This window comes from Stenotrophomonas sp. S4, from assembly GCF_054187805.2.
The window spans coordinates 3277908-3295366 of sequence record NZ_CM196188.1 but is presented as its reverse complement, the minus strand read 5'-3'; the positions used below and the strand labels follow the sequence as shown (position 1 = coordinate 3295366).

Annotated in this window: 24 protein-coding genes and 1 tRNA gene; 16 read left to right on the top strand and 9 right to left on the bottom strand. The window is 66.6% G+C overall.

Annotated elements, in window-relative coordinates:
- The first annotated feature begins 18 nt into the window (after nucleotides 1-18).
- A complete protein-coding gene (locus ACUZUJ_RS15560; protein WP_119006562.1) occupies nucleotides 19-1209 on the top strand; it encodes a glycoside hydrolase family 18 protein in 1191 nt (396 codons plus the stop codon).
- 90 nt (nucleotides 1210-1299) lie between these two features.
- A complete protein-coding gene (locus ACUZUJ_RS15555; protein WP_101765851.1) occupies nucleotides 1300-1704 on the top strand; it encodes a VOC family protein in 405 nt (134 codons plus the stop codon).
- A gap of 24 nt (nucleotides 1705-1728) precedes the next feature.
- Here the strand turns inward: ACUZUJ_RS15555 and ACUZUJ_RS15550 are convergent, their stop codons facing one another.
- From ACUZUJ_RS15550 to ACUZUJ_RS15540, 3 genes are read right to left on the bottom strand one after another with little or no spacing between them, the layout of a single operon-like run.
- Entirely contained in the window at nucleotides 1729-3288 is a 1560-nt protein-coding gene (locus ACUZUJ_RS15550; RefSeq protein WP_458220653.1) for a PepSY-associated TM helix domain-containing protein, read from the bottom strand.
- A 10-nt stretch (nucleotides 3289-3298) separates the two neighbouring features.
- Nucleotides 3299-3562: a hypothetical protein gene (locus tag ACUZUJ_RS15545; RefSeq protein WP_075677153.1), complete on the bottom strand. Its 264-nt coding sequence runs from the start codon at nucleotides 3560-3562 to the stop codon at nucleotides 3299-3301.
- Nucleotides 3562-3858 (bottom strand): hypothetical protein, encoded by a 297-nt coding sequence (locus tag ACUZUJ_RS15540; RefSeq protein ID WP_014037937.1) that lies wholly within the window; start codon nucleotides 3856-3858, stop codon nucleotides 3562-3564. The genes ACUZUJ_RS15545 and ACUZUJ_RS15540 overlap by 1 nt, the downstream gene beginning before the upstream one ends.
- 429 nt (nucleotides 3859-4287) lie before the next feature.
- Between ACUZUJ_RS15540 and thrS the strand changes: the two genes are divergently transcribed.
- The 11 genes from thrS to ACUZUJ_RS15485 all read left to right on the top strand — a co-directional run bounded on the left by thrS (nucleotide 4288) and on the right by ACUZUJ_RS15485 (nucleotide 12749).
- Complete coding sequence (thrS, locus tag ACUZUJ_RS15535; protein ID WP_119006561.1) at nucleotides 4288-6189, top strand: threonine--tRNA ligase; 1902 nt, start codon at nucleotides 4288-4290, stop codon at nucleotides 6187-6189.
- A gap of 48 nt (nucleotides 6190-6237) precedes the next feature.
- On the top strand, nucleotides 6238-6780 hold the full coding sequence (gene infC, locus ACUZUJ_RS15530) for a translation initiation factor IF-3 (RefSeq protein ID WP_005410437.1): 543 nt from the start codon (nucleotides 6238-6240) through the stop codon (nucleotides 6778-6780).
- Nucleotides 6781-7046: 266 nt separating this feature from the next.
- Entirely contained in the window at nucleotides 7047-7244 is a 198-nt protein-coding gene (gene rpmI / locus ACUZUJ_RS15525) for a 50S ribosomal protein L35 (RefSeq protein ID WP_005410436.1), read from the top strand.
- An 11-nt stretch (nucleotides 7245-7255) separates the two neighbouring features.
- Nucleotides 7256-7615: a 50S ribosomal protein L20 gene (rplT, locus tag ACUZUJ_RS15520; protein ID WP_005410435.1), complete on the top strand. Its 360-nt coding sequence runs from the start codon at nucleotides 7256-7258 to the stop codon at nucleotides 7613-7615.
- A gap of 193 nt (nucleotides 7616-7808) precedes the next feature.
- Complete coding sequence (locus tag ACUZUJ_RS15515; protein ID WP_014037935.1) at nucleotides 7809-8804, top strand: phenylalanine--tRNA ligase subunit alpha; 996 nt, start codon at nucleotides 7809-7811, stop codon at nucleotides 8802-8804.
- A gap of 83 nt (nucleotides 8805-8887) precedes the next feature.
- Nucleotides 8888-11284: a phenylalanine--tRNA ligase subunit beta gene (pheT, locus tag ACUZUJ_RS15510; protein ID WP_458220652.1), complete on the top strand. Its 2397-nt coding sequence runs from the start codon at nucleotides 8888-8890 to the stop codon at nucleotides 11282-11284.
- 27 nt (nucleotides 11285-11311) lie between these two features.
- Nucleotides 11312-11611, top strand: coding sequence for an integration host factor subunit alpha (locus ACUZUJ_RS15505; RefSeq protein ID WP_005410432.1), 300 nt, complete (start codon nucleotides 11312-11314; stop codon nucleotides 11609-11611).
- Nucleotides 11592-11948, top strand: a complete 357-nt coding sequence (locus ACUZUJ_RS15500) for a MerR family transcriptional regulator (protein ID WP_005410431.1) — start codon at nucleotides 11592-11594, stop codon at nucleotides 11946-11948. Before ACUZUJ_RS15505 ends, ACUZUJ_RS15500 begins: the two co-directional genes overlap by 20 nt.
- Before the next feature lie 68 nt (nucleotides 11949-12016).
- Nucleotides 12017-12093 (top strand) — tRNA-Pro (locus ACUZUJ_RS15495).
- A 117-nt stretch (nucleotides 12094-12210) separates the two neighbouring features.
- The gene (locus ACUZUJ_RS15490) at nucleotides 12211-12411 is read left to right on the top strand and encodes a hypothetical protein (protein ID WP_014037933.1); all 201 of its coding nucleotides are present in this window, start codon (nucleotides 12211-12213) and stop codon (nucleotides 12409-12411) included.
- Nucleotides 12408-12749 (top strand): low molecular weight protein tyrosine phosphatase family protein, encoded by a 342-nt coding sequence (locus ACUZUJ_RS15485; protein ID WP_049442387.1) that lies wholly within the window; start codon nucleotides 12408-12410, stop codon nucleotides 12747-12749. The genes ACUZUJ_RS15490 and ACUZUJ_RS15485 overlap by 4 nt, the downstream gene beginning before the upstream one ends.
- Here the strand turns inward: ACUZUJ_RS15485 and ACUZUJ_RS15480 are convergent.
- Together ACUZUJ_RS15480 and ACUZUJ_RS15475 are read right to left on the bottom strand one after the other, a co-directional pair.
- On the bottom strand, nucleotides 12728-13177 hold the full coding sequence (locus tag ACUZUJ_RS15480; RefSeq protein WP_182474389.1) for a GNAT family N-acetyltransferase: 450 nt from the start codon (nucleotides 13175-13177) through the stop codon (nucleotides 12728-12730). The two genes, ACUZUJ_RS15485 and ACUZUJ_RS15480, sit on opposite strands and share 22 nt — an antisense overlap.
- An 86-nt stretch (nucleotides 13178-13263) precedes the next feature.
- A complete protein-coding gene (locus tag ACUZUJ_RS15475; protein ID WP_087923176.1) occupies nucleotides 13264-13779 on the bottom strand; it encodes a DUF3011 domain-containing protein in 516 nt (171 codons plus the stop codon).
- 241 nt (nucleotides 13780-14020) lie between these two features.
- Between ACUZUJ_RS15475 and ACUZUJ_RS15470 the strand changes: the two genes are divergently transcribed.
- Complete coding sequence (locus ACUZUJ_RS15470) at nucleotides 14021-14416, top strand: hypothetical protein (protein WP_014037929.1); 396 nt, start codon at nucleotides 14021-14023, stop codon at nucleotides 14414-14416.
- Between the two features lie 12 nt (nucleotides 14417-14428).
- Here ACUZUJ_RS15470 and ACUZUJ_RS15465 read toward each other — a convergent pair whose 3' ends face one another.
- Complete coding sequence (locus ACUZUJ_RS15465; protein ID WP_458220651.1) at nucleotides 14429-15121, bottom strand: aspartate/glutamate racemase family protein; 693 nt, start codon at nucleotides 15119-15121, stop codon at nucleotides 14429-14431.
- 161 nt (nucleotides 15122-15282) lie between these two features.
- Between ACUZUJ_RS15465 and ACUZUJ_RS15460 the strand changes: the two genes are divergently transcribed.
- Both ACUZUJ_RS15460 and ACUZUJ_RS15455 read left to right on the top strand, forming a co-directional pair.
- Nucleotides 15283-15924 (top strand): LysE family translocator, encoded by a 642-nt coding sequence (locus ACUZUJ_RS15460; RefSeq protein ID WP_101766431.1) that lies wholly within the window; start codon nucleotides 15283-15285, stop codon nucleotides 15922-15924.
- A 94-nt stretch (nucleotides 15925-16018) separates the two neighbouring features.
- Nucleotides 16019-16192, top strand: coding sequence for a DUF1328 domain-containing protein (locus ACUZUJ_RS15455; protein WP_005417836.1), 174 nt, complete (start codon nucleotides 16019-16021; stop codon nucleotides 16190-16192).
- 22 nt (nucleotides 16193-16214) lie between these two features.
- Here the strand turns inward: ACUZUJ_RS15455 and ACUZUJ_RS15450 are convergent, their stop codons facing one another.
- From ACUZUJ_RS15450 to ACUZUJ_RS15440, 3 genes are all read right to left on the bottom strand, one after another.
- A complete protein-coding gene (locus ACUZUJ_RS15450) occupies nucleotides 16215-16547 on the bottom strand; it encodes an SMR family transporter (protein WP_075677169.1) in 333 nt (110 codons plus the stop codon).
- A gap of 13 nt (nucleotides 16548-16560) precedes the next feature.
- Complete coding sequence (locus tag ACUZUJ_RS15445; protein WP_458220650.1) at nucleotides 16561-17130, bottom strand: TetR/AcrR family transcriptional regulator; 570 nt, start codon at nucleotides 17128-17130, stop codon at nucleotides 16561-16563.
- Nucleotides 17131-17217: 87 nt separating this feature from the next.
- Nucleotides 17218-17451, bottom strand: a complete 234-nt coding sequence (locus ACUZUJ_RS15440) for a DUF1653 domain-containing protein (RefSeq protein WP_101765845.1) — start codon at nucleotides 17449-17451, stop codon at nucleotides 17218-17220.
- Nucleotides 17452-17459 lie beyond the last annotated feature (8 nt).

Sequence of the window (17459 nt, the reverse complement as noted above, 5' to 3'; positions counted from 1 at the left end):
TTCGAACCGGGAGATCCCATGTTCCGCCAGACCGTGGCCGTCCTTGCCGTGCTGATTGCCGGTGCCTTGCCCATCGCTGCGCACGCCGCTCCGGCGCAGCCGCCGATCTTCGGTGCCTACTACCCCGGCAGCTCGGCCGAGCGCTATCCGGTGTCGAGCATTCCCGCCGAGCGCCTGACCCATCTGTTCTATGCGTTCTCCACCATCGAGGACGGCCGCTGCACCATCGGCGCTGAAGCACAAAAGAATCTCGCTGCACTGGCTGAGCTGAAAAAGGCCCACCCGCACCTGCGCACGCTGATCTCGATCGGTGGCTGGGGCGCGGGCGGTTTCTCCGATGCAGCGCTGACCGAGGCCAGCCGCAAGCGCCTCGTCGACTCATGCATGGCGCTGTTCTTCGAGCGTCATGCCGGCAGCTTCGACGGCGTGGACATCGACTGGGAATTTCCGGTCAGTGGCGGACCGAAGGAGCTGGCACATCGCCCGCAGGATCGCGCCAATCTGACCAAGCTCGCGCAGGGCTTCCGACAGGCACTCGATGCGCGCGGTCGCAAGGTGGGGCAGCCAATGCTGCTGACTGCCGCACTGGCCGCCGGTCGCCTGCAGACCGATGGCCCCTACGATCCAGCCGCAAGCTATGACCTGCCGGCGCTGGCCAGGGTGTTCGATTTCATCAACCTGATGAGCTACGACATGGGCACCGGCTTCTCGGCGGTATCGACGTTCAATGCGCCCCTGCATGAAGTGCCAGCCGATCCGCTGGCGCCGGAACTGCGGCGCTGGAACAACGTCGCCGGCGCGGTGCAGTACTACCGCGAGCACGGTGTGCCGGCCGACAAGCTGGTGCTGGGTGTGCCGTTCTACGGGCGCGGCTTCAAGGTCACCGGCGATGCGCCGGATGGCCTGTATCAGCCCTACAGCGCACCGGCCGACGCCGGCGACTGGCGGGTGATCAAGGCACGCTATCTCGACCAGCCGGGCTGGACGAAGCACTGGCAGCCGCAAGCGCAGAGCCCGTGGCTGTACAACGCCGGGCAGAAGATCTTCATCAGCTATGAAGACCCGCGCTCGATCGGCCTGCGTGCGCAGTTCGCCCGCGAGCAGGGCCTGGCCGGGGTGTTCATGTGGGAGCTGACCGGCGACGACGAGCAGGCCAGCCTGCTCAACGCCATGCTGGGCCCCTGGCAGAAGGCGCGCATCGGCGATTGAGCTGTATCAGGCGATGTCCGGCGCAACGACGCAACGCCATCGGCCCGACCCCGCACAGCATGTCCATGCCCGCAGCGTTACGCTGCGGGCATGATCCATCTCGAACGCTTGGACCACCTGGTCCTCACCGTCGCCGACATCGACCGCAGCTGTGATTTCTACCAGCGCGTGCTCGGCATGCAGGTCGTGCGCTTCGGCGCCGGTCGTACCGCGCTGCAGTTCGGCCAGCAGAAGATCAACCTGCATCCGGCCAGCGCCCCGCTGCAACCGCATGCGCTGCGGCCCATGCCGGGCAGCGCCGATCTGTGCCTGGTCACGCGCACGGCGACGACCACTGTGCTGGCCCACCTGCAGGCGCAGTCCGTTGCAGTTGAGGAGGGGCCGGTCGCACGTACTGGCGCGCTGGGGCCGATCGAATCGGTGTACTTCCGCGACCCGGATGGCAACCTGATCGAAGTGAGTCGTTACCCGGGCGAAGAACACCCGCAGCGGTAGCGCCGGGCGATGCCCGGCGAAGACTCAGTTGGCCCAGACACTGTTGGGGTCGCCGCTGCGGGCGCGGCGCTGGCTGGCGACGGCCAGGCGGGCGAAGCCGAAGGCCATGGCCAGCGCGATGGCATCGACCCAGAACAGCGGCCACTGGCCACGCGCGGCGGCGCGCCACAGCCAGTCACCATTGAGTGCACCGTGCAGGACCGGCACCAGTGCAGTGCTGATTGCTGCGGCCCACAGCAGCTCGCGCGCGGCCTGCGCGGGTCGGCGCAGTGCAGCCCACAGCGCACAGGCTGCCCAGCTGCCGAAGCAGGCCCAGCGGATGCCGTGGTCGACCGCCGACGGTGCCAGCCGCTCCAGCACCAGTGCGGTGACGAACGCGACCGAGATCGCCACGCACAGGCCGATGCACACGCCGACCGTGGCCCGCGCCATGTTCACCCCGGCACGCGGCTGTTGCGGCTGGCGACGCTTGCGCCGCGACTCGATCCACAACAGGTTGCCGGAGTAGAACAGGAACGCACCGCCGAGGCCGAGCAGGAAGTACAGCCAGACCACCACGCCATTGCCGAACTCGCCGAAGTGCAGGGCATAGGCGGCGCTGAGCGTGGCGTGGTTGGCATCGCGCTGGCCCGGCAGCTGGGAGGCCAGAACGTTGCCGGTGGCCACGTCCAGGGCCACCGAACCGAGCGGCCCGAGTGTGCCGGTGGATTCACCAGTGATCTCGATCGTGGCGTTGGCATCGCCGGCGTTGGCCAGCTTCAGGTAGGCCGGTTCGAAGTTGGCCACGCCCTGTGCGCGGGCCACGTCAAGCGCGCGCGCATGCAGCAGGCGCAGGCTGCCCAGCGGTGCCGGGATGCCGCTGGCGTCGCGCACCGGCGCGGTGTCCATTGCGGTCGGTACCGCCTGCAGGGCCTTGCCGTCGTAGATCAGCGGGTTGAGCAGGGCCATCTGCACGAACACCAGGCAGAGCAGGGCGCCAGTGACCGCGAACATGAGGTGGAAGGGCAGGCTGAGCACGCCGATCACGTTGTGCGCGTCCTGCCATAGTTGCTTCAGGTTGCGGCCCGGGCGCAGCGCGAACAGGTCGCCGAACAGCTTCGGCAGGTGGATCACCAGGCCGCTCAGCAGCGCCATGCCATACAGCAGGCTGACGATGCCCATCACGTAGATACCGGCCACCGGCAGTCCGAGGCTGTAATGCAGTTCGTTGACCAGTTCGGCCAGCCCGGTCTGTGGCGGCGTCGGGCTGCCGGCGATCTGACCCGGCCAGGCATAGCGCCAGCTGCCGTCATCGGCCTGCCAGTAGGCCAGTGGTTGTGGATGCTCGGCGCCGGGGAAAGTCATGCCGACGTGGCGGCGGGCTTCCGGGTGTGTCGTCAGCACGTCTTCCAGCAGGTACTGCGCGTCGTCCAGGCCCGCCGGCAACGCGGTGGCTGCACCCGGGGTCTGCCACAGCGGCAGGTCGTGGTGGAACAGGGTCAGCGCACCCGCGTAGAAGGCCACGAACAGGCCGAAGCCAGCAACCAGGCCGACCCAGGTGTGCAGGGTGGTGAACGTACGCAGGGTCTGCGAGCTGAACTTCATGGGGTGGGTCTCATTGCACCGCGCCGGTCAGGCGCAGCAGCGTCAGCACGGCGAAGCCGGCCGCAGCGCTGCCGGCCAGTGTCACCCAGGCGCGCAGTGCGCTGCGGAAGCTGAACGCCCACAGGGCAGCCAGCATCCACAGCGGGATGAACGTGATCAGGCTGGGCACCAGCGCGTTCTGCCAGGGGCCTGGCGGCAGCCAGGTCACCAGCCCGGTCACGGCCGCGGCCAGGAAGAAGCCGGCCACGATGCCGGCGAAGGCGCGCGGCCACATCAGGGCGACTCCGTGCCCGGGCGATGCCAGGCGGCCAGGGCGGGCAGCAGCATCGCGGCCAGCATCCAGGTGCACAGCATCGCCACCAGGCCAGCAGCAAAGCCGAGTTCGGCCATCCACAGCCACAACGCGGCAGCGGCAGCGACCAGGCCGATCTGGCGGCCGAGGCGGCCGGCGCGGCGCAGGCGCGGCCAGCGGCAGTGCGGCGAGGCGGCATAGAACGCCAGCACCGAGAACATCGCCGCCAGCATGCCCAGGCTGCAGAAGCCCAGCGTGGAAAGGCCGACGGTGATCATTGCGGGCGGCCGCCTTGGCAGCGGGCCGGCGAACGCGGGACACGGGCGGGGCCGGCGGGAGCCGGTCGGAGCGGGTGGCGCATCACGAGGTCCTGGGGGAAAGCGGGCAGGCTGGCACGGGGCGGGCTGCGCGGACATGGTAATCATTGCGTTTTCACGCCGCCAGCGCTGGCCATTCAGCGGACCGTACGGTAGCCCTTGGGCTTTCCGGTGCGCTGGTTTAAGATCGTCGCAGAACCCTGACTGGAACAAGGTGGCCCGCGCCCAGCGCCGGCCGAGCGTGCGACATGAGCACTACCACCGCCCACTGTTGACCTGCCCCCGAAGGCCCTGTGTTCCAGGCGCCCTCGCGGCGCTTTTTTATTGCCCGGGCAATGGCCCGGGAACGCTTTCCAGCCCGCCCCGCGGGCCCCGCACGAAGCCAATGCGATGATCAACATTACCCTTCCCGACGGCAGCCGCCGCGAGTTCGAAAATCCCGTCAGCGTCATGGACGTCGCCCAGTCGATCGGTGCCGGCCTGGCCAAGGCCACCATCGCCGGTTCGGTCGATGGCGTGCTGGTCGATGCCAGTGACGTCATCGACCACGATGCCAGCCTGCGCATCATCACCGCCAAGGACGAGGAGGGCGTGGAGATCATCCGCCACTCCTGCGCCCACCTGGTTGGCCACGCCGTCAAGCAGCTGTACCCGGACGTGAAGATGGTGATCGGCCCGGTGATCGCCGAGGGCTTCTACTACGACATCTACTCCGAGCGCCCGTTCACCCCGGACGACATGGCCGCGATCGAGAAGCGCATGGGTGAGCTGATCGCCCAGGACTACGACGTCATCAAGAAGGTGACGCCGCGCGCCGAAGTGATCGAGATCTTCAAGGCCCGTGGCGAGGACTACAAGCTGCGCCTGATCGAGGATATGTCCGACGACATCCAGGCGATGGGCATGTACTACCACCAGGAATACGTGGACATGTGCCGCGGCCCGCACGTGCCGAACACGCGCTTCCTGAAGGCCTTCAAGCTGACCCGCATCTCCGGCGCCTACTGGCGCGGCGACGCGCAGAACGAGCAGCTGCAGCGCATCTATGGCACCGCCTGGGCCGACAAGAAGCAACTCGAGGCGTACATCAAGCGCATCGAGGAAGCCGAGATGCGCGACCACCGCCGCATCGGCAAGCAGCAGGACCTGTTCCACCTGCAGGAAGAGGCCCCGGGCCTGGTGTTCTGGCACCCGAAGGGCTGGGCGCTGTGGCAGGTGGTCGAGCAGTACATGCGCAAGGTCTACCGCAGCAGCGGCTATGGCGAAGTGCGTTGCCCGCAGATCCTGGACGTGAGCCTGTGGAAGAAGTCCGGCCACTGGGACAACTACCAGGACAACATGTTCTTCACCGAGTCGGAGAAGCGTACCTACGCGGTCAAGCCGATGAACTGCCCGGGCCATGTGCAGGTGTTCAACCAGGGCCTGCACAGCTATCGCGACCTGCCGATCCGCTACGGTGAGTTCGGTTCCTGCCACCGCAACGAGCCGTCCGGCGCGCTGCACGGCATCCTGCGCGTGCGTGGTTTCACCCAGGACGACGGCCATGTGTTCTGCACCGAGAGCCAGATCGAGTCGGAAGTGACCGCGTTCCACCAGCAGGCGCTGGCGGTCTACCAGCACTTCGGCTTCGATGAGATCCAGATCAAGATCGCGCTGCGCCCGGAATCGCGTCTGGGCGACGACGCCACCTGGGACAAGGCCGAGGGCGCGCTGCGCTCGGCGCTGTCCAGCTGTGGCGTGGAATGGCAGGAGCTGCCGGGCGAGGGCGCCTTCTATGGCCCGAAGATCGAGTACCACCTGAAGGACGCCATCGGCCGCACCTGGCAGCTGGGCACCATGCAGGTCGACTTCATGATGCCGGGCCGCTTGGGTGCCGAGTACGTGGACGAAAACAGCCAGAAGAAGCACCCGGTCATGCTGCACCGGGCCATCGTCGGCTCGATGGAGCGCTTCCTGGGCATCCTGATCGAGCACCACGCCGGCCAGTTCCCGGCCTGGCTGGCGCCGACCCAGGTGGTGGTGGCCAACATCACCGACGCTCAGGCTGAATACGTCTCGGGCGTGACCAAAACCCTTGCGGAGCAAGGCTTCCGCGTCAGCTCGGATTTGCGTAACGAGAAGATCGGCTATAAAATCCGCGAGCATACGTTGCAGCGCGTGCCGTACCTGCTGGTCATTGGTGACCGCGAGAAGGAAAACGGCGCTGTAGCGGTGCGTACGCGTTCTGGCGAAGACCTGGGCAGCATGAGCCTGCAGGCCTTCATCGAGCGGCTCCACGCCGAGGGCGCGTAAGCAAAGGTCCGGTCCGGGGGCACAGGCACCCGGACCGGTTCGATACCCTTGGGAGAACGTAATATCAGCACCCCTGACAACAAACAGAACCGCAAGAATCAGGAAATCCGTGTGCCGCGCGTCCGCGTGATCGGCAGTGACGGAGAAATGATCGGCGTGTTGTCGCGCGACGAAGCGCTGTCCATGGCCGAAGATGAAGGCCTGGACCTGGTCGAAATCCAGCCGCAGGCCGATCCGCCGGTCTGCAAGATCATGGACTTCGGCAAGTTCAAGTTCGAAGCGCAGAAGAAGGCCAGCGAGGCCAAGAAGAAGACCAAGCAGGTCGAGATCAAGGAAGTGAAGTTCCGTCCGGTCACGGACGAGGGCGACTACCAGATCAAGCTGCGCAAGATGCGCGGGTTCCTTGAAGATGGTGACAAGATCAAGGTCAACATCCGTTTCCGTGGCCGTGAAATGAGCCACCAGGAACTGGGTCGCGAAATGGCCAACCGGATCGAGACCGATCTGGGTGAGGACATCGTCATTGAATCCCGTCCGCGCCTGGAAGGGCGTCAGATGGTCATGATGATCGCGCCGAAGAAGAAGACCTGAGGCCTGACGGGCCGCCTTCCGGGGCGCCTGGCTGAATGGTTCAGGGTAAAGGGACGCCATGGGCGTCCCTTTGCTTTTGCAGGAAGCCGGTGAATTGCCGGCGAAAGGGTTGCAGGGGCTGGTGGCAGGGCGGTTTTGCCTGTATCATGCCCGGCTCGACCCACCCAGGACGGGTCGTACGCCGATCATGGCAGGACGGAAAGAGCGGCCCAGGCCGCCGCCAGATCAGTCAGAAACCAGGGTCATATCCCATCAAGGACATTGCAATGCCCAAGATCAAGACCAACCGGGCAGCGGCCAAGCGTTTCCGCAAGACCGCCTCGGGCAAGTACAAGTGCGGCCACGCCAACCGTAGCCACATCCTCACGAAGAAAGCGACCAAGCGTAAGCGTAATCTGCGTCAGACGGGCCATGTCCGTGCAGAAGACGCCGGCCGTCTGGACCGCATGCTCCCTTACCTCTGAGGAACTGAAAAATGGCACGAGTTAAGCGTGGCGTACAGGCGCGTCGCCGCCACAAGAAGATTCTGGATCTCGCCAAGGGCTATTACAACGCCCGTCGCAAGGTCTTCCGCGTCGCCAAGCAGGCGGTCATCAAGGCACAGCAGTACGCCTACATCGGCCGTAAGCAGAAGAAGCGCAACTTCCGTTCGCTGTGGATCACCCGTATCAATGCGGCTGCCCGCATCAACGGCCTGAGCTACAGCCGCTTCATGAACGGTCTGCTGAAGGCCGGCATCACCCTGGATCGCAAGGTCCTGGCTGACATCGCCGTGCACGACGCAGCTGGTTTTGCTGCGCTGGCCGAAAAGGCCAAGGGCGCGCTGGCGGCATAAGTCCTTCCCGATGCCGTAACCGTTCACTCGGAACGGTGTCAGGTCAAGGCAATGCATGGGGAAGGGCGCAAGTCCTTCCCCATTCTTTTTTGGGTCCCGGCGAGGCCACAGCGGCAGCGCGGGGACGGCGGTGGCGACAGGGGTCGGCCCTTCGCGCATCGCGATGGCAGATCGACTGGAGTTCCGGCCCCCCATGAGCGACATCCAATCCCTCACCACCCAGGCGCTGGCCGATGTGGCCGCCGCCCAGAGCCCCGACGTGCTGGAACAGCTGCGCGTGGCCCTGCTTGGCAAGAGTGGCAGCATCACCTCGCAGCTCAAGCAGCTCGGCGCCCTGCCGGCCGACGAGCGCAAGGCCGCCGGTGAAGCGATCAACCAGGCCCGCGACGCGCTGACCCGCGCGCTGGGCGAGCGCAAGGCGCTGCTGGAAGACGCGGCACTGGATGCGCGCCTGGCCGCCGAAACCATCGACATCACCCTGCCGGGCCGCAACGGCGACCGTGCCGGCCTGCATCCGATCACCCGCACCCTGGAGCGCATCACCGGCATCTTCGGCCGGCTGGGCTACGAGCTGTCGGAAGGGCCGGAGATCGAGGACGACTGGCACAACTTCGAGGCGCTGAACTTCCCGCCGCACCACCCGGCGCGCGCCATGCACGACACCTTCTACTTCGGCGACGGCCGCCTGCTGCGCACGCACACCTCGGGCGTGCAGGTGCGCTACATGGGCGACCACGCGCCGCCGCTGCGCATGATCGCCGCCGGCAAGGTGTACCGCAGCGACAGCGACCAGACCCATTCGCCGATGTTCCACCAGGTGGAAGGCCTGCTGGTGGACGAGCATTCGACCTTCGCCGACCTGAAGGGCACGCTGGCTGAGTTCGTGCGTGCGTTCTTCGAGCGCGACTTCGAGATGCGCTTCCGCCCCAGCTACTTCCCGTTCGTTGAACCGGGCGCGGAAGTGGACATCGCCTGGCAGCAGCCCGATGGCAGCACCCGCTGGCTGGAAGTGCTCGGCTGCGGCATGGTCCATCCGAACGTGCTGCGCAACGTCGGCATCGATCCCGAGCGCTACACCGGCTTCGCCTTCGGCATGGGCGTGGAGCGCTTCGCGATGCTGCGCTACGGCGTCAACGATCTGCGCGCGTTCTTCGAGAACGACGTGCGGTTCCTGAAGCAGTTCGCTTAACGCATCAGGTAGCGCCGGGCCATGCCCGGCGGACTCAACAACGCAGGCCCAGGCGCATGCGCCGGGCCCACCAGGGTGACACCATGAAATTCTCCGAAAACTGGCTGCGCAGCCACGTCCCGACCGGCGCCTCGCGCGATGAACTGAGTGCAGTGCTGACCGCCATCGGCCTGGAAGTGGAAGAAGTGACCGCGCTGGGCGAAGGTCTCGAGCACGTGGTCGTGGCACGCATCGTCGAAGCCGTACGCCATCCGGAAGCCGACCGCCTGCAGGTATGCAGGGTCGATGCCGGACAGGGGGAGCTGCTGCAGATTGTCTGCGGTGCGCCGAATGCGCGCCCGGGCCTGGTCGCGCCGCTGGCAATGGTCGGTGCGCAGATCGGCGAGCTGAAGATCAAGCCGGCCAAACTGCGCGGCGTCGAGTCCAACGGCATGCTGTGCTCGGCCAAGGAGCTGGGCCTGGACAACGATGCCTCCGGCCTGCTGGAACTGCCCGATGACGCCCCGGTCGGCCAGGCCCTGGTCGACTACCTGGGCCTGCCGGACGCCAGCATCGAGATCAAGCTGACCCCGAACCGCGCCGACTGCTTCAGCCTGCGCGGCATCGCCTACGACGTCGCCGCCGCCACCCGCAGCGAAGTGCTGGCGTTCGCCGCCGACGCCATTCCGGCGGCCGGCAGCCGTGAGCTGAGCATCCAGCTCGACGCCGGCGCCGAAGCGCCGCGTTACCTGGGCCGTGTCATCGAAGGCGTCAACGCCGCTGCCAAGACCCCGTTGTGGATGGCCGAACGCCTGCGCCGCAGCGGCGTGCGCCCGGTCTCGCTGCTGGTCGACATCACCCAGTATGTGATGTTGGAACTGGGCCAGCCGATGCACGCCTACGACCTCGGCACCCTGCAGGGCAGCATCGCCGTGCGCCGTTCGCGCGCTGGCGAGAGCCTGAAGCTGCTGGACGGCCGCGATGCCGCGCTGGACGACAGCTTCCTGGTGGTCACCGACGCCGATCGTGCGGTCGGCCTAGCCGGCCTGATGGGCGGTTTCGACACCCGTGTCACCGACGCCACCACTGCAGTGTTCCTGGAAGCTGCGCACTTCGCGCCGGCCGCGATCATGGGCCGTGGCCGCAAGCTGGGCCTGCACACCGATGCCGGCCACCGCTTCGAGCGTGGTGTCGATCCGGCGCTGCCGCGCACCGCGATCGAGTACGCCACCCGACTGGTGCTGGACCTGGCCGGCGGTACCCCGGCGCCGGTCACCGAGGCCGTGCGTGAAGCCGATCTGCCGCAGCCGGCAACCATCGTGCTGCGCCGCGCCCGCATCACCCGCGTGCTCGGCATTACCATCGATGATGCGGAAGTCGAGCGCATCCTGCGCGCGCTGGGCATGGACGTGGTCGCCACCGCGAACGGCTGGCAGGTGGCCGCGCCGAGCCGCCGCTTCGACATCGCCATCGAAGAAGACCTGATCGAGGAGCTGGCCCGCATCCACGGTTACGAGCAGATCCCGACCACGCTGCCGGGTGGTGCCTCGCGCGTGGCGATGCCGAGCGAGACCCAGCTGGACGCGCTGAGCGTGCGTCGCCAGCTGATCGCCCGTGACCAGCAGGAAACCGTCAATTTCGCCTTCGTCGACGACGCACTGCTGACCCAGTGGCAGCTGCGTGACGGCCTGGTGCCGCTGGCCAACCCGCTGTCGGCCGAACTGGCGGTGATGCGCCCGTCGCTGCTGCCGGGCTTGGTCGCCACGTTGGGCCGCAACGCCGCCCGCCAGCTCGGCCGCGTGCGCCTGTTCGAGCTCGGCCGCGTGTTCGCCCAGCAGGCCGGCGACGCGTCGCTCGGCGAAAGCCGGCCGGCGCCGCTGGAGACCCCGCGCGTGGCCGCTGCGGTCTGCGGTGACGCGCAGGCGGTGCAGTGGGGCCTGCCGACCCGCAAGGTCGATTTCCATGACCTGAAGGGCGACCTGGAATCGCTGGCGGCCGCCAGTGGCGCGCAGCTGGAGTTCCGCCCGTCGGCGCGCGCCTACGGCCACCCGGCGCGTTCGGCCGAAGTGTTCCGCGATGGCGTGTCGATCGGCTGGATCGGCCAGATCCACCCGCGCCTGGCCAAGGCGATGGAGATCGAAGCCGACGTCTATGCCTTCGAGCTGGACCTGGAGCCGCTGACCGCCCGCCGCCTGCCGCGTGCCGGCGAACTGTCGCGCTTCCCGGCGGTGCGTCGCGACCTGGCGTTCCTGGTGCCTGAACAGGTGGCCTGGGCCGATCTGGCGGCCACCGTCCGCCAGGCCGCCGGCCCGCTGCTGCGCGACCTGAACCTGTTCGACCGCTATGTCGGCCAAGGCGTCGAGCCGGGATTCAAGAGTCTCGCTATGGGCTTGATTTTGCAGGACAAGTCGCGCACTCTGACGGACCGCGACGTGGATGCGGTGGTGGCCGAGGCGGTCACTGCCATCGAGCGTGAACACCACGCCCGGATCCGCGGCTGAGCGGGCAGCACTCGGGGGTAGCAGGCAATGGCATTGACCAAGGCGGAGATGGCGGAAAAGCTGTTCGACGAAGTCGGTCTGAACAAGCGGGAAGCCAAGGAATTCGTCGACGCGTTTTTCGATGTGCTGCGTGAAGCATTGGAACAGGGACGTCAGGTGAAGCTGTCGGGCTTCGGTAATTTCGATCTGCGGCGCAAGAACCAGCGCCCGGGTCGCAACCCCAAGACCGGCGAGGAAATTCCGATTTCCGCCCGTACGGTGGTCACCTTCCGTCCGGGCCAGAAGCTCAAGGAGAGGGTGGAAGCTTATGCTGGATCCGGGCAGTAACCGCGAACTACCGCCGATCCCGGCCAAGCGCTACTTCACCATCGGTGAGGTCAGCGAGCTGTGCGACGTCAAGCCGCACGTGCTGCGCTACTGGGAAACCGAGTTTCCCAGCCTTGAGCCGGCCAAGCGCCGAGGCAACCGCCGCTACTACCAGCGCCACGACGTGCTGATGGTGCGGCAGATCCGCAGCCTGCTGTACGAACAGGGCTATACCATCGGTGGTGCACGCCTGCGTCTGGACGGTCCCGATGCCCGCGAGGAATCGGCACTGAGCAACCAGATCATCAAGCAGGTGCGCATGGAGCTGGAAGAAGTGCTGCAGTTGCTGCGCCGCTGATCCCATTTCCATCGTAATCCGCTATACTTCACGGCCCGCCGCACTGGCGGGCACATCGCAGCATCAGTCGGGGCGTAGCGCAGCCTGGTAGCGCATCTGCCTGGGGGGCAGAGGGTCGTCGGTTCGAATCCGGCCGTCCCGACCACTGTGATGAATCAAGAAGCCTGCGCAGCGATGCGTGGGCTTTTTTGTGCGTGCGGTGTATGCTGCGCGCCACTCGTACTACCGCGGCTGCTGAACCCGGTACTTACGAGAACACATCATGGAATCTGCAAGAAACCGTGCCTGGCGTCGCAGCCAGGCCCGCAACCGCGGTGGCGACCGCGCCACGACCGCCTACAGCTACAAGCCCGAAAAGAACTGGAAGCTGCTGTATACGCGCGATGCCAAGCTCGCGCGTGCACGCCAGCTGGGCTTCACCTATCCGGTGCTCAGCGCCCGCCAACTGCAGGAACAGGAATGATCAACCTGCTGTTCGTCTGCAGCCGCAACCAGCTGCGCAGCCCGACCGCCGAAGCCATGTGGCGACGGCGGCCCGGCTTCGCCGCGCTGTCGGCCGGCACCAGCCCGCATGCGCGACGCCCCATCGGCCCGGCGGACATCCGCTGGGCCGATGTCATCTTCGTGATGGAGGCCAAGCACCAGCATCGCCTGCAGGCCGCGTACGCGCGCCTGCTGGAACACAAGCGCCTGCATTGCCTGGACATCCCCGACGACTATCGCTGCATGGATCCGCTGTTGATGGACCTGCTGGACGCCAAGGTAACTACGTATCTGGATCAGCTGCCGGCAAAGCGGTAGATCAGCTCCGGATCGCCTTCGTCCAGGCCATGCACGATGCCGCTGTCGATGAAGCCCGAGGCGGCGAGCAGGCGTTGCATACCGGCATTGGAGGCATTGGTCGAAGTGAACAGCTTGCCCTGGCCCTGCAGCGCGATGGCATGGCGCAGCAGGGCGGCGCCGACGCCCTGGCTGCGATGTTCGCGCGCCACCATCAGCATCTCGACGAAGGCTTCGCCGAAGAAGTGACGATGGATGACCAGGTAACCGGCCAGCTGGCCGGCGCGTTCTGCCACGTGCATGCCACCGCTGGCCTGCCAGTCGCTGATCTGCCGTGCGCGTTGCGGATCACGGGCCGCAGCGCTGTCGAGTGCGATCAACGCGGGAACATCGGCGAGCATTGCCTTGCGGATGTGCAGCATTGTCGCGGAGGGATCGGGCGGCACCATCGAAGGCTCCTGGGGTGGGTGCGCCCAGTCTATCGATCACCTCGGCCGTGCCTGCCGATCCGCCGCAGCCAGCGTGTGGACGGCAGTCAATACACACGGAACTCTGCACGGCAGCCATCGCTGACCCACACGCCGCGTCGGTCCCAGCCCCAGTTGCGGTCCTCGATGCAGGGGGTCACCGATTTCTGCTTGACCAGGCGCACCTCGCGACGCACGCGGATGCGGCATTCCTTGTCCTTCTGCTCGTAGGACTCGCAGACCAGGCGCTCGCCGTCGTCGTCGCGGTCACCATCCCGGCCGCGCCCCGGCCAGCGGCCGCGTCCATGTTCGTCGGCCACGAACTCGGCGCGACAGCCGTCGGTGACCCAGAGCATGCGGCGGCTCTGGCCCCAGTTCCTGTCCTCGACGCAGCGGGTGACCGACAGCTGCCTGGCCAGGCGCATGCGGCCTTCGATCGGGCACTGCTGGGTCTTGTTGAACTGCGACTCGCAGCGCAGCGGCGGAATGTGATCGCTGTCGTAATCCTGGGCGGCCACCGTGGTGGCGGCCAGCAGCAGGGCCAGGGAAGAGGCGGCGATCGGCAGCAGCAGGCGATGGGTCATGGAGAGCCTCGGCAGGGGAACGGGCCGCAAGAATGGACCAGCCCGAGGCTGTCGGAACGGATCGTTCCGGCGCTGGCTCAGTGGGGATTTAGTAGTGCGCACGGGCCCATGCAGGGCCTTACATCCCTTATCATCGCTGCACATCCGATCGCATCGGCTTACACCTTCTTACATGTCTCCCACGCTTGCCGGCACCGCCTGTGGTTGCCGTCACTGGCGTGCAGCCGGCTTGTGGAGGAGGATGCGCGGACCACGACGACCACAGGGGGTTGCGTTGATCAGCAGTACCGTCATTCATCGCTCGGCTGGCGCAGAGGCCGGGCAGGTGCGTGTCCTGGACACCACGTTCAAGGGCAAGCATGTGTTCATTGCGTGGGGCCTGCGCGGGCCGGAACTGACCCGCAGCGCAGACCCCGCCGCCACCGTGGCTGCGCGCAAGGCGCTGCATGCCGTGGCCGGCCACAGCGAGGGGCCGCGCAGCCCGGAAGTGTTCATCGCCAACCAGTCGGCGGTGGCGATCACCGTCTATCGGCTGCTGACCGAAGCGCGTTCGGGCGATGCCATCTTCTTCCTGTGTGATTCACAGGCGGTGGTCGATTGGCTGATCACCGCACTGGAAGTGCAGGGCGAGGGCTGACCGCGCGCAGGGTCAGGCCAGCGCTGCGTCCACCGCCGCAAGCGCGTGCAGGGTGGTGGTGTCGAACAGCGGCACCGCACTGTCTTCGGGGCGCACCAGCAGCATGATCTCGGTACAACCGAGGATGATGGCCTCGGCACCGCGCGCGACCAGGCGCGCGATCACGCCTGCATAGACCTGCCGCGAGTGTTCACTGACCACGCCGGCGATCAGCTCCTGGTAGATGATGTCGTGCACGCTACGGCGATCATCGGCCTCCGGAACCAGTACCTGCAGCCCGAAACGCTCCTGCAGCCGGTCGCGGTAGAACGCCTGCTCCATGGTGAAGGCAGTGCCGAGCAGCCCCACCTTGCGGATGCCAGCCTGGAGGATCGCAGCGGCGGTCGGGTCGGCGATATGCAGCAGAGGCAGCGGGCACTCGGCTTCGATCCGACTGGCCAGCGTGTGCATGGTGTTGGTGCAGATCACCAGCAGCTCGGCGCCACCGGCCTGCAGGCGTCGTGCGGCGTCGGCCATATGGTCGCCCAGCGCATCCCAGTCGCCGTCATGCTGCAACTGCTTGATCGGGGCGAAATCGACCGACCACAGCAGCAGTTGCGCCGAGTGCGCTCCACCGAGGCGATGCCGCACCGCCTCGTTGATGAGCCGGTAGTACTGCGCCGAGCTTTCCCAGCTCATGCCGCCGATCAGGCCGAGGGTCTTCATGCACTGCTCCATGCCAGAGGGGACCATTGCAGCACAGAAGACCATGGTGATGCCGTGCACGGGCGCCGGCATCTGTAACCGTCGCATCCACCGCACGCTGTATGTGCCGCATCCTGCATGGGTGCCCTATGCTGGTGCCGTCTTCTGAAGTGGAAACCGGCATGGCCTTGCATACCTGGTGGTGGTTCCTGGCCACGGTCTTCGTGCTGTGCGGGACGCCCGGGCCGAACATGCTGCATATCCTTGGCCGCAGCGTCGGGCTGGGGTTTCGTGGCAGCGTGCCGGCGATGGCCGGCTGCCTGCTGGCGATGCTGCTGGTGCTGGCCGCATCCGCTGCGGGCCTGAGCGCATTGCTGCATTCTTCGCCGATGCTGTTCGAGGTGCTGCGCTATCTCGGCGTGGCCTACCTGGCCTGGCTGGGCATCAAGGCGTGGCGTGACAGCACCCGGCCGGCACCGCCGGTGACCAACGATGCAGAGGTCGTGCTGGCGCCGGTGCACGGCGCGGGGACGGTGTTCCGCGGCGGCCTGTGGGTTGGCCTGAGCAACCCCAAGTTGTTGTTGTTCGCGGCAGCGTTCCTGCCGCAGTTCGTCGACCCGTCGCGCAGCCAGGCCGTGCAGTACAGCGTGCTGGTAGCGACCTTCGCGACGTGCGAACTGTTCTGGTACGTGATGTATGCCGCCGGTGGCCATGGCCTGCGCCGTTGGTTGGCCAAACCCTTCGCACGGCGCTGGTTCGAGCGGCTGGTGGGGAGCGTGTTCCTGGCCTTCGCAGTGGCCCTGCTGCGCTTCCGGCCGCGCTGATTCACGCCGCGCACGCGGCCTGTTCACGACTGCCGCATCGGCGGCGACCTAGCCTGATCACACCGTTTGCATTCCCTGCGGGGAAAGGACTGACATGATCAAGTGGGCCATCATCTTTGCCATCATCGGCATCATCGCGGGCGTGCTGGGCTTCGGCGGCATTGCCGGTGCCGCCGTGGGCATCGCCAAGTTCCTGTTCTGGGCCGGCATCATCATCGCCGTGGTGCTGTTCCTGATCGGCATGAGCGTGGCCAAGAAGGTCAGCTAGCGCCTGTCGCGCGGCAGCGGGTTCAGTGCGCGCTGCTGCGCGAGAACAGGTTGATCACCAGCACGCCGGCACAGATCAGGCCGATGCCGATCAGCGCCGGTGCATCCAGGCGCTGCTTGAACACCACCAGGCCGATCAGCGAGATCAGCACGATGCCGACGCCGGACCAGATGGCGTAGGCAATGCCGGTCGGTATCGATTTCATGGTCACCGACAGCAGGTAGAAGCACAGTCCGTAGCCGACCAGTGCGCCAAGTGTCGGCCACAGCCGGCTCATGCCGTCTGAGGCTTTCAGCAGCGACGTGGCAATCACTTCCAGCACGATGGCCGCAGCCAAGTAGATATAGGGGTTCATCGCGGGCTCCGGGTCACTGCGGGTCGCACAGCTTGAGGGCCTGCTCGGCCATGGCCAGTGCATTGAGGCGTTCTTCTTCATCCAGCGGACGACCGTAGGCGGTGGCCCAGTAGCCGTCGGCCACGCAGCGCGCTGCATACAGGCGCGGGTCGGAGGCTTCATCAGGGAATTCAGCCAGCATGCGTCGCAGCCATGCGCCCCACTGGGCAAGCAGGGCGGGTTCGAGCATGTTGCCCAGGGTCAGGCCGATGTCGTTGTCCCGCTCCTGCTGCAGCAGGTGATCGAAGTTGGCTCGTACGTAGGCGCGGCTGAAGCAGCCATGGCGGGGGCTGCCTTCCATCAGGCCGCGCACCTGCGCTTCGAAGTCGGCGATGAGTGTGGCGATGGCTTCATCGACCAGCACCTGCTTGCTGCTGAAATGGTGGAACAACGCGCCTTTGCTGACCCCGGCCGCGCGCGCGACATCCTGTACGGTCAGTGCCGCCAGTCCATGCTGGCCGATCACTGTGATGGTGGCCTGCAGCAATGACTGGCGCACGCTGTCGGGCGCCTTGGGGCGCGAACGGGAAGGGGATGCGGACATGGGCGGGAAGAAACCGACTGGACGGTACGATTGTAGCGCAGGCCTGCCACCGCGCCGTGGCTGCCGACCCGGGCCGGCAGCGTGGATTCAACCGTCGACGCGTGCGAAGCGGGGCTGTGGGCCGTGCTCGCCGGGCACCTGTTCGATGAACATCGGGTAGGGGCGCACCCACAGGCCGCCTTCGCCATACAGGGCGCGGTACAGCACCAGCGGTTCCAGTGTCTCGCTGCTGCGGACGATGTCGATTACTTCGTACTCGCCGCCCTTGAAGTGGCGATACCGGCCACGGGCGAGGTCGGGCAGGGGACTCAATTCAGCCATGACGGAGC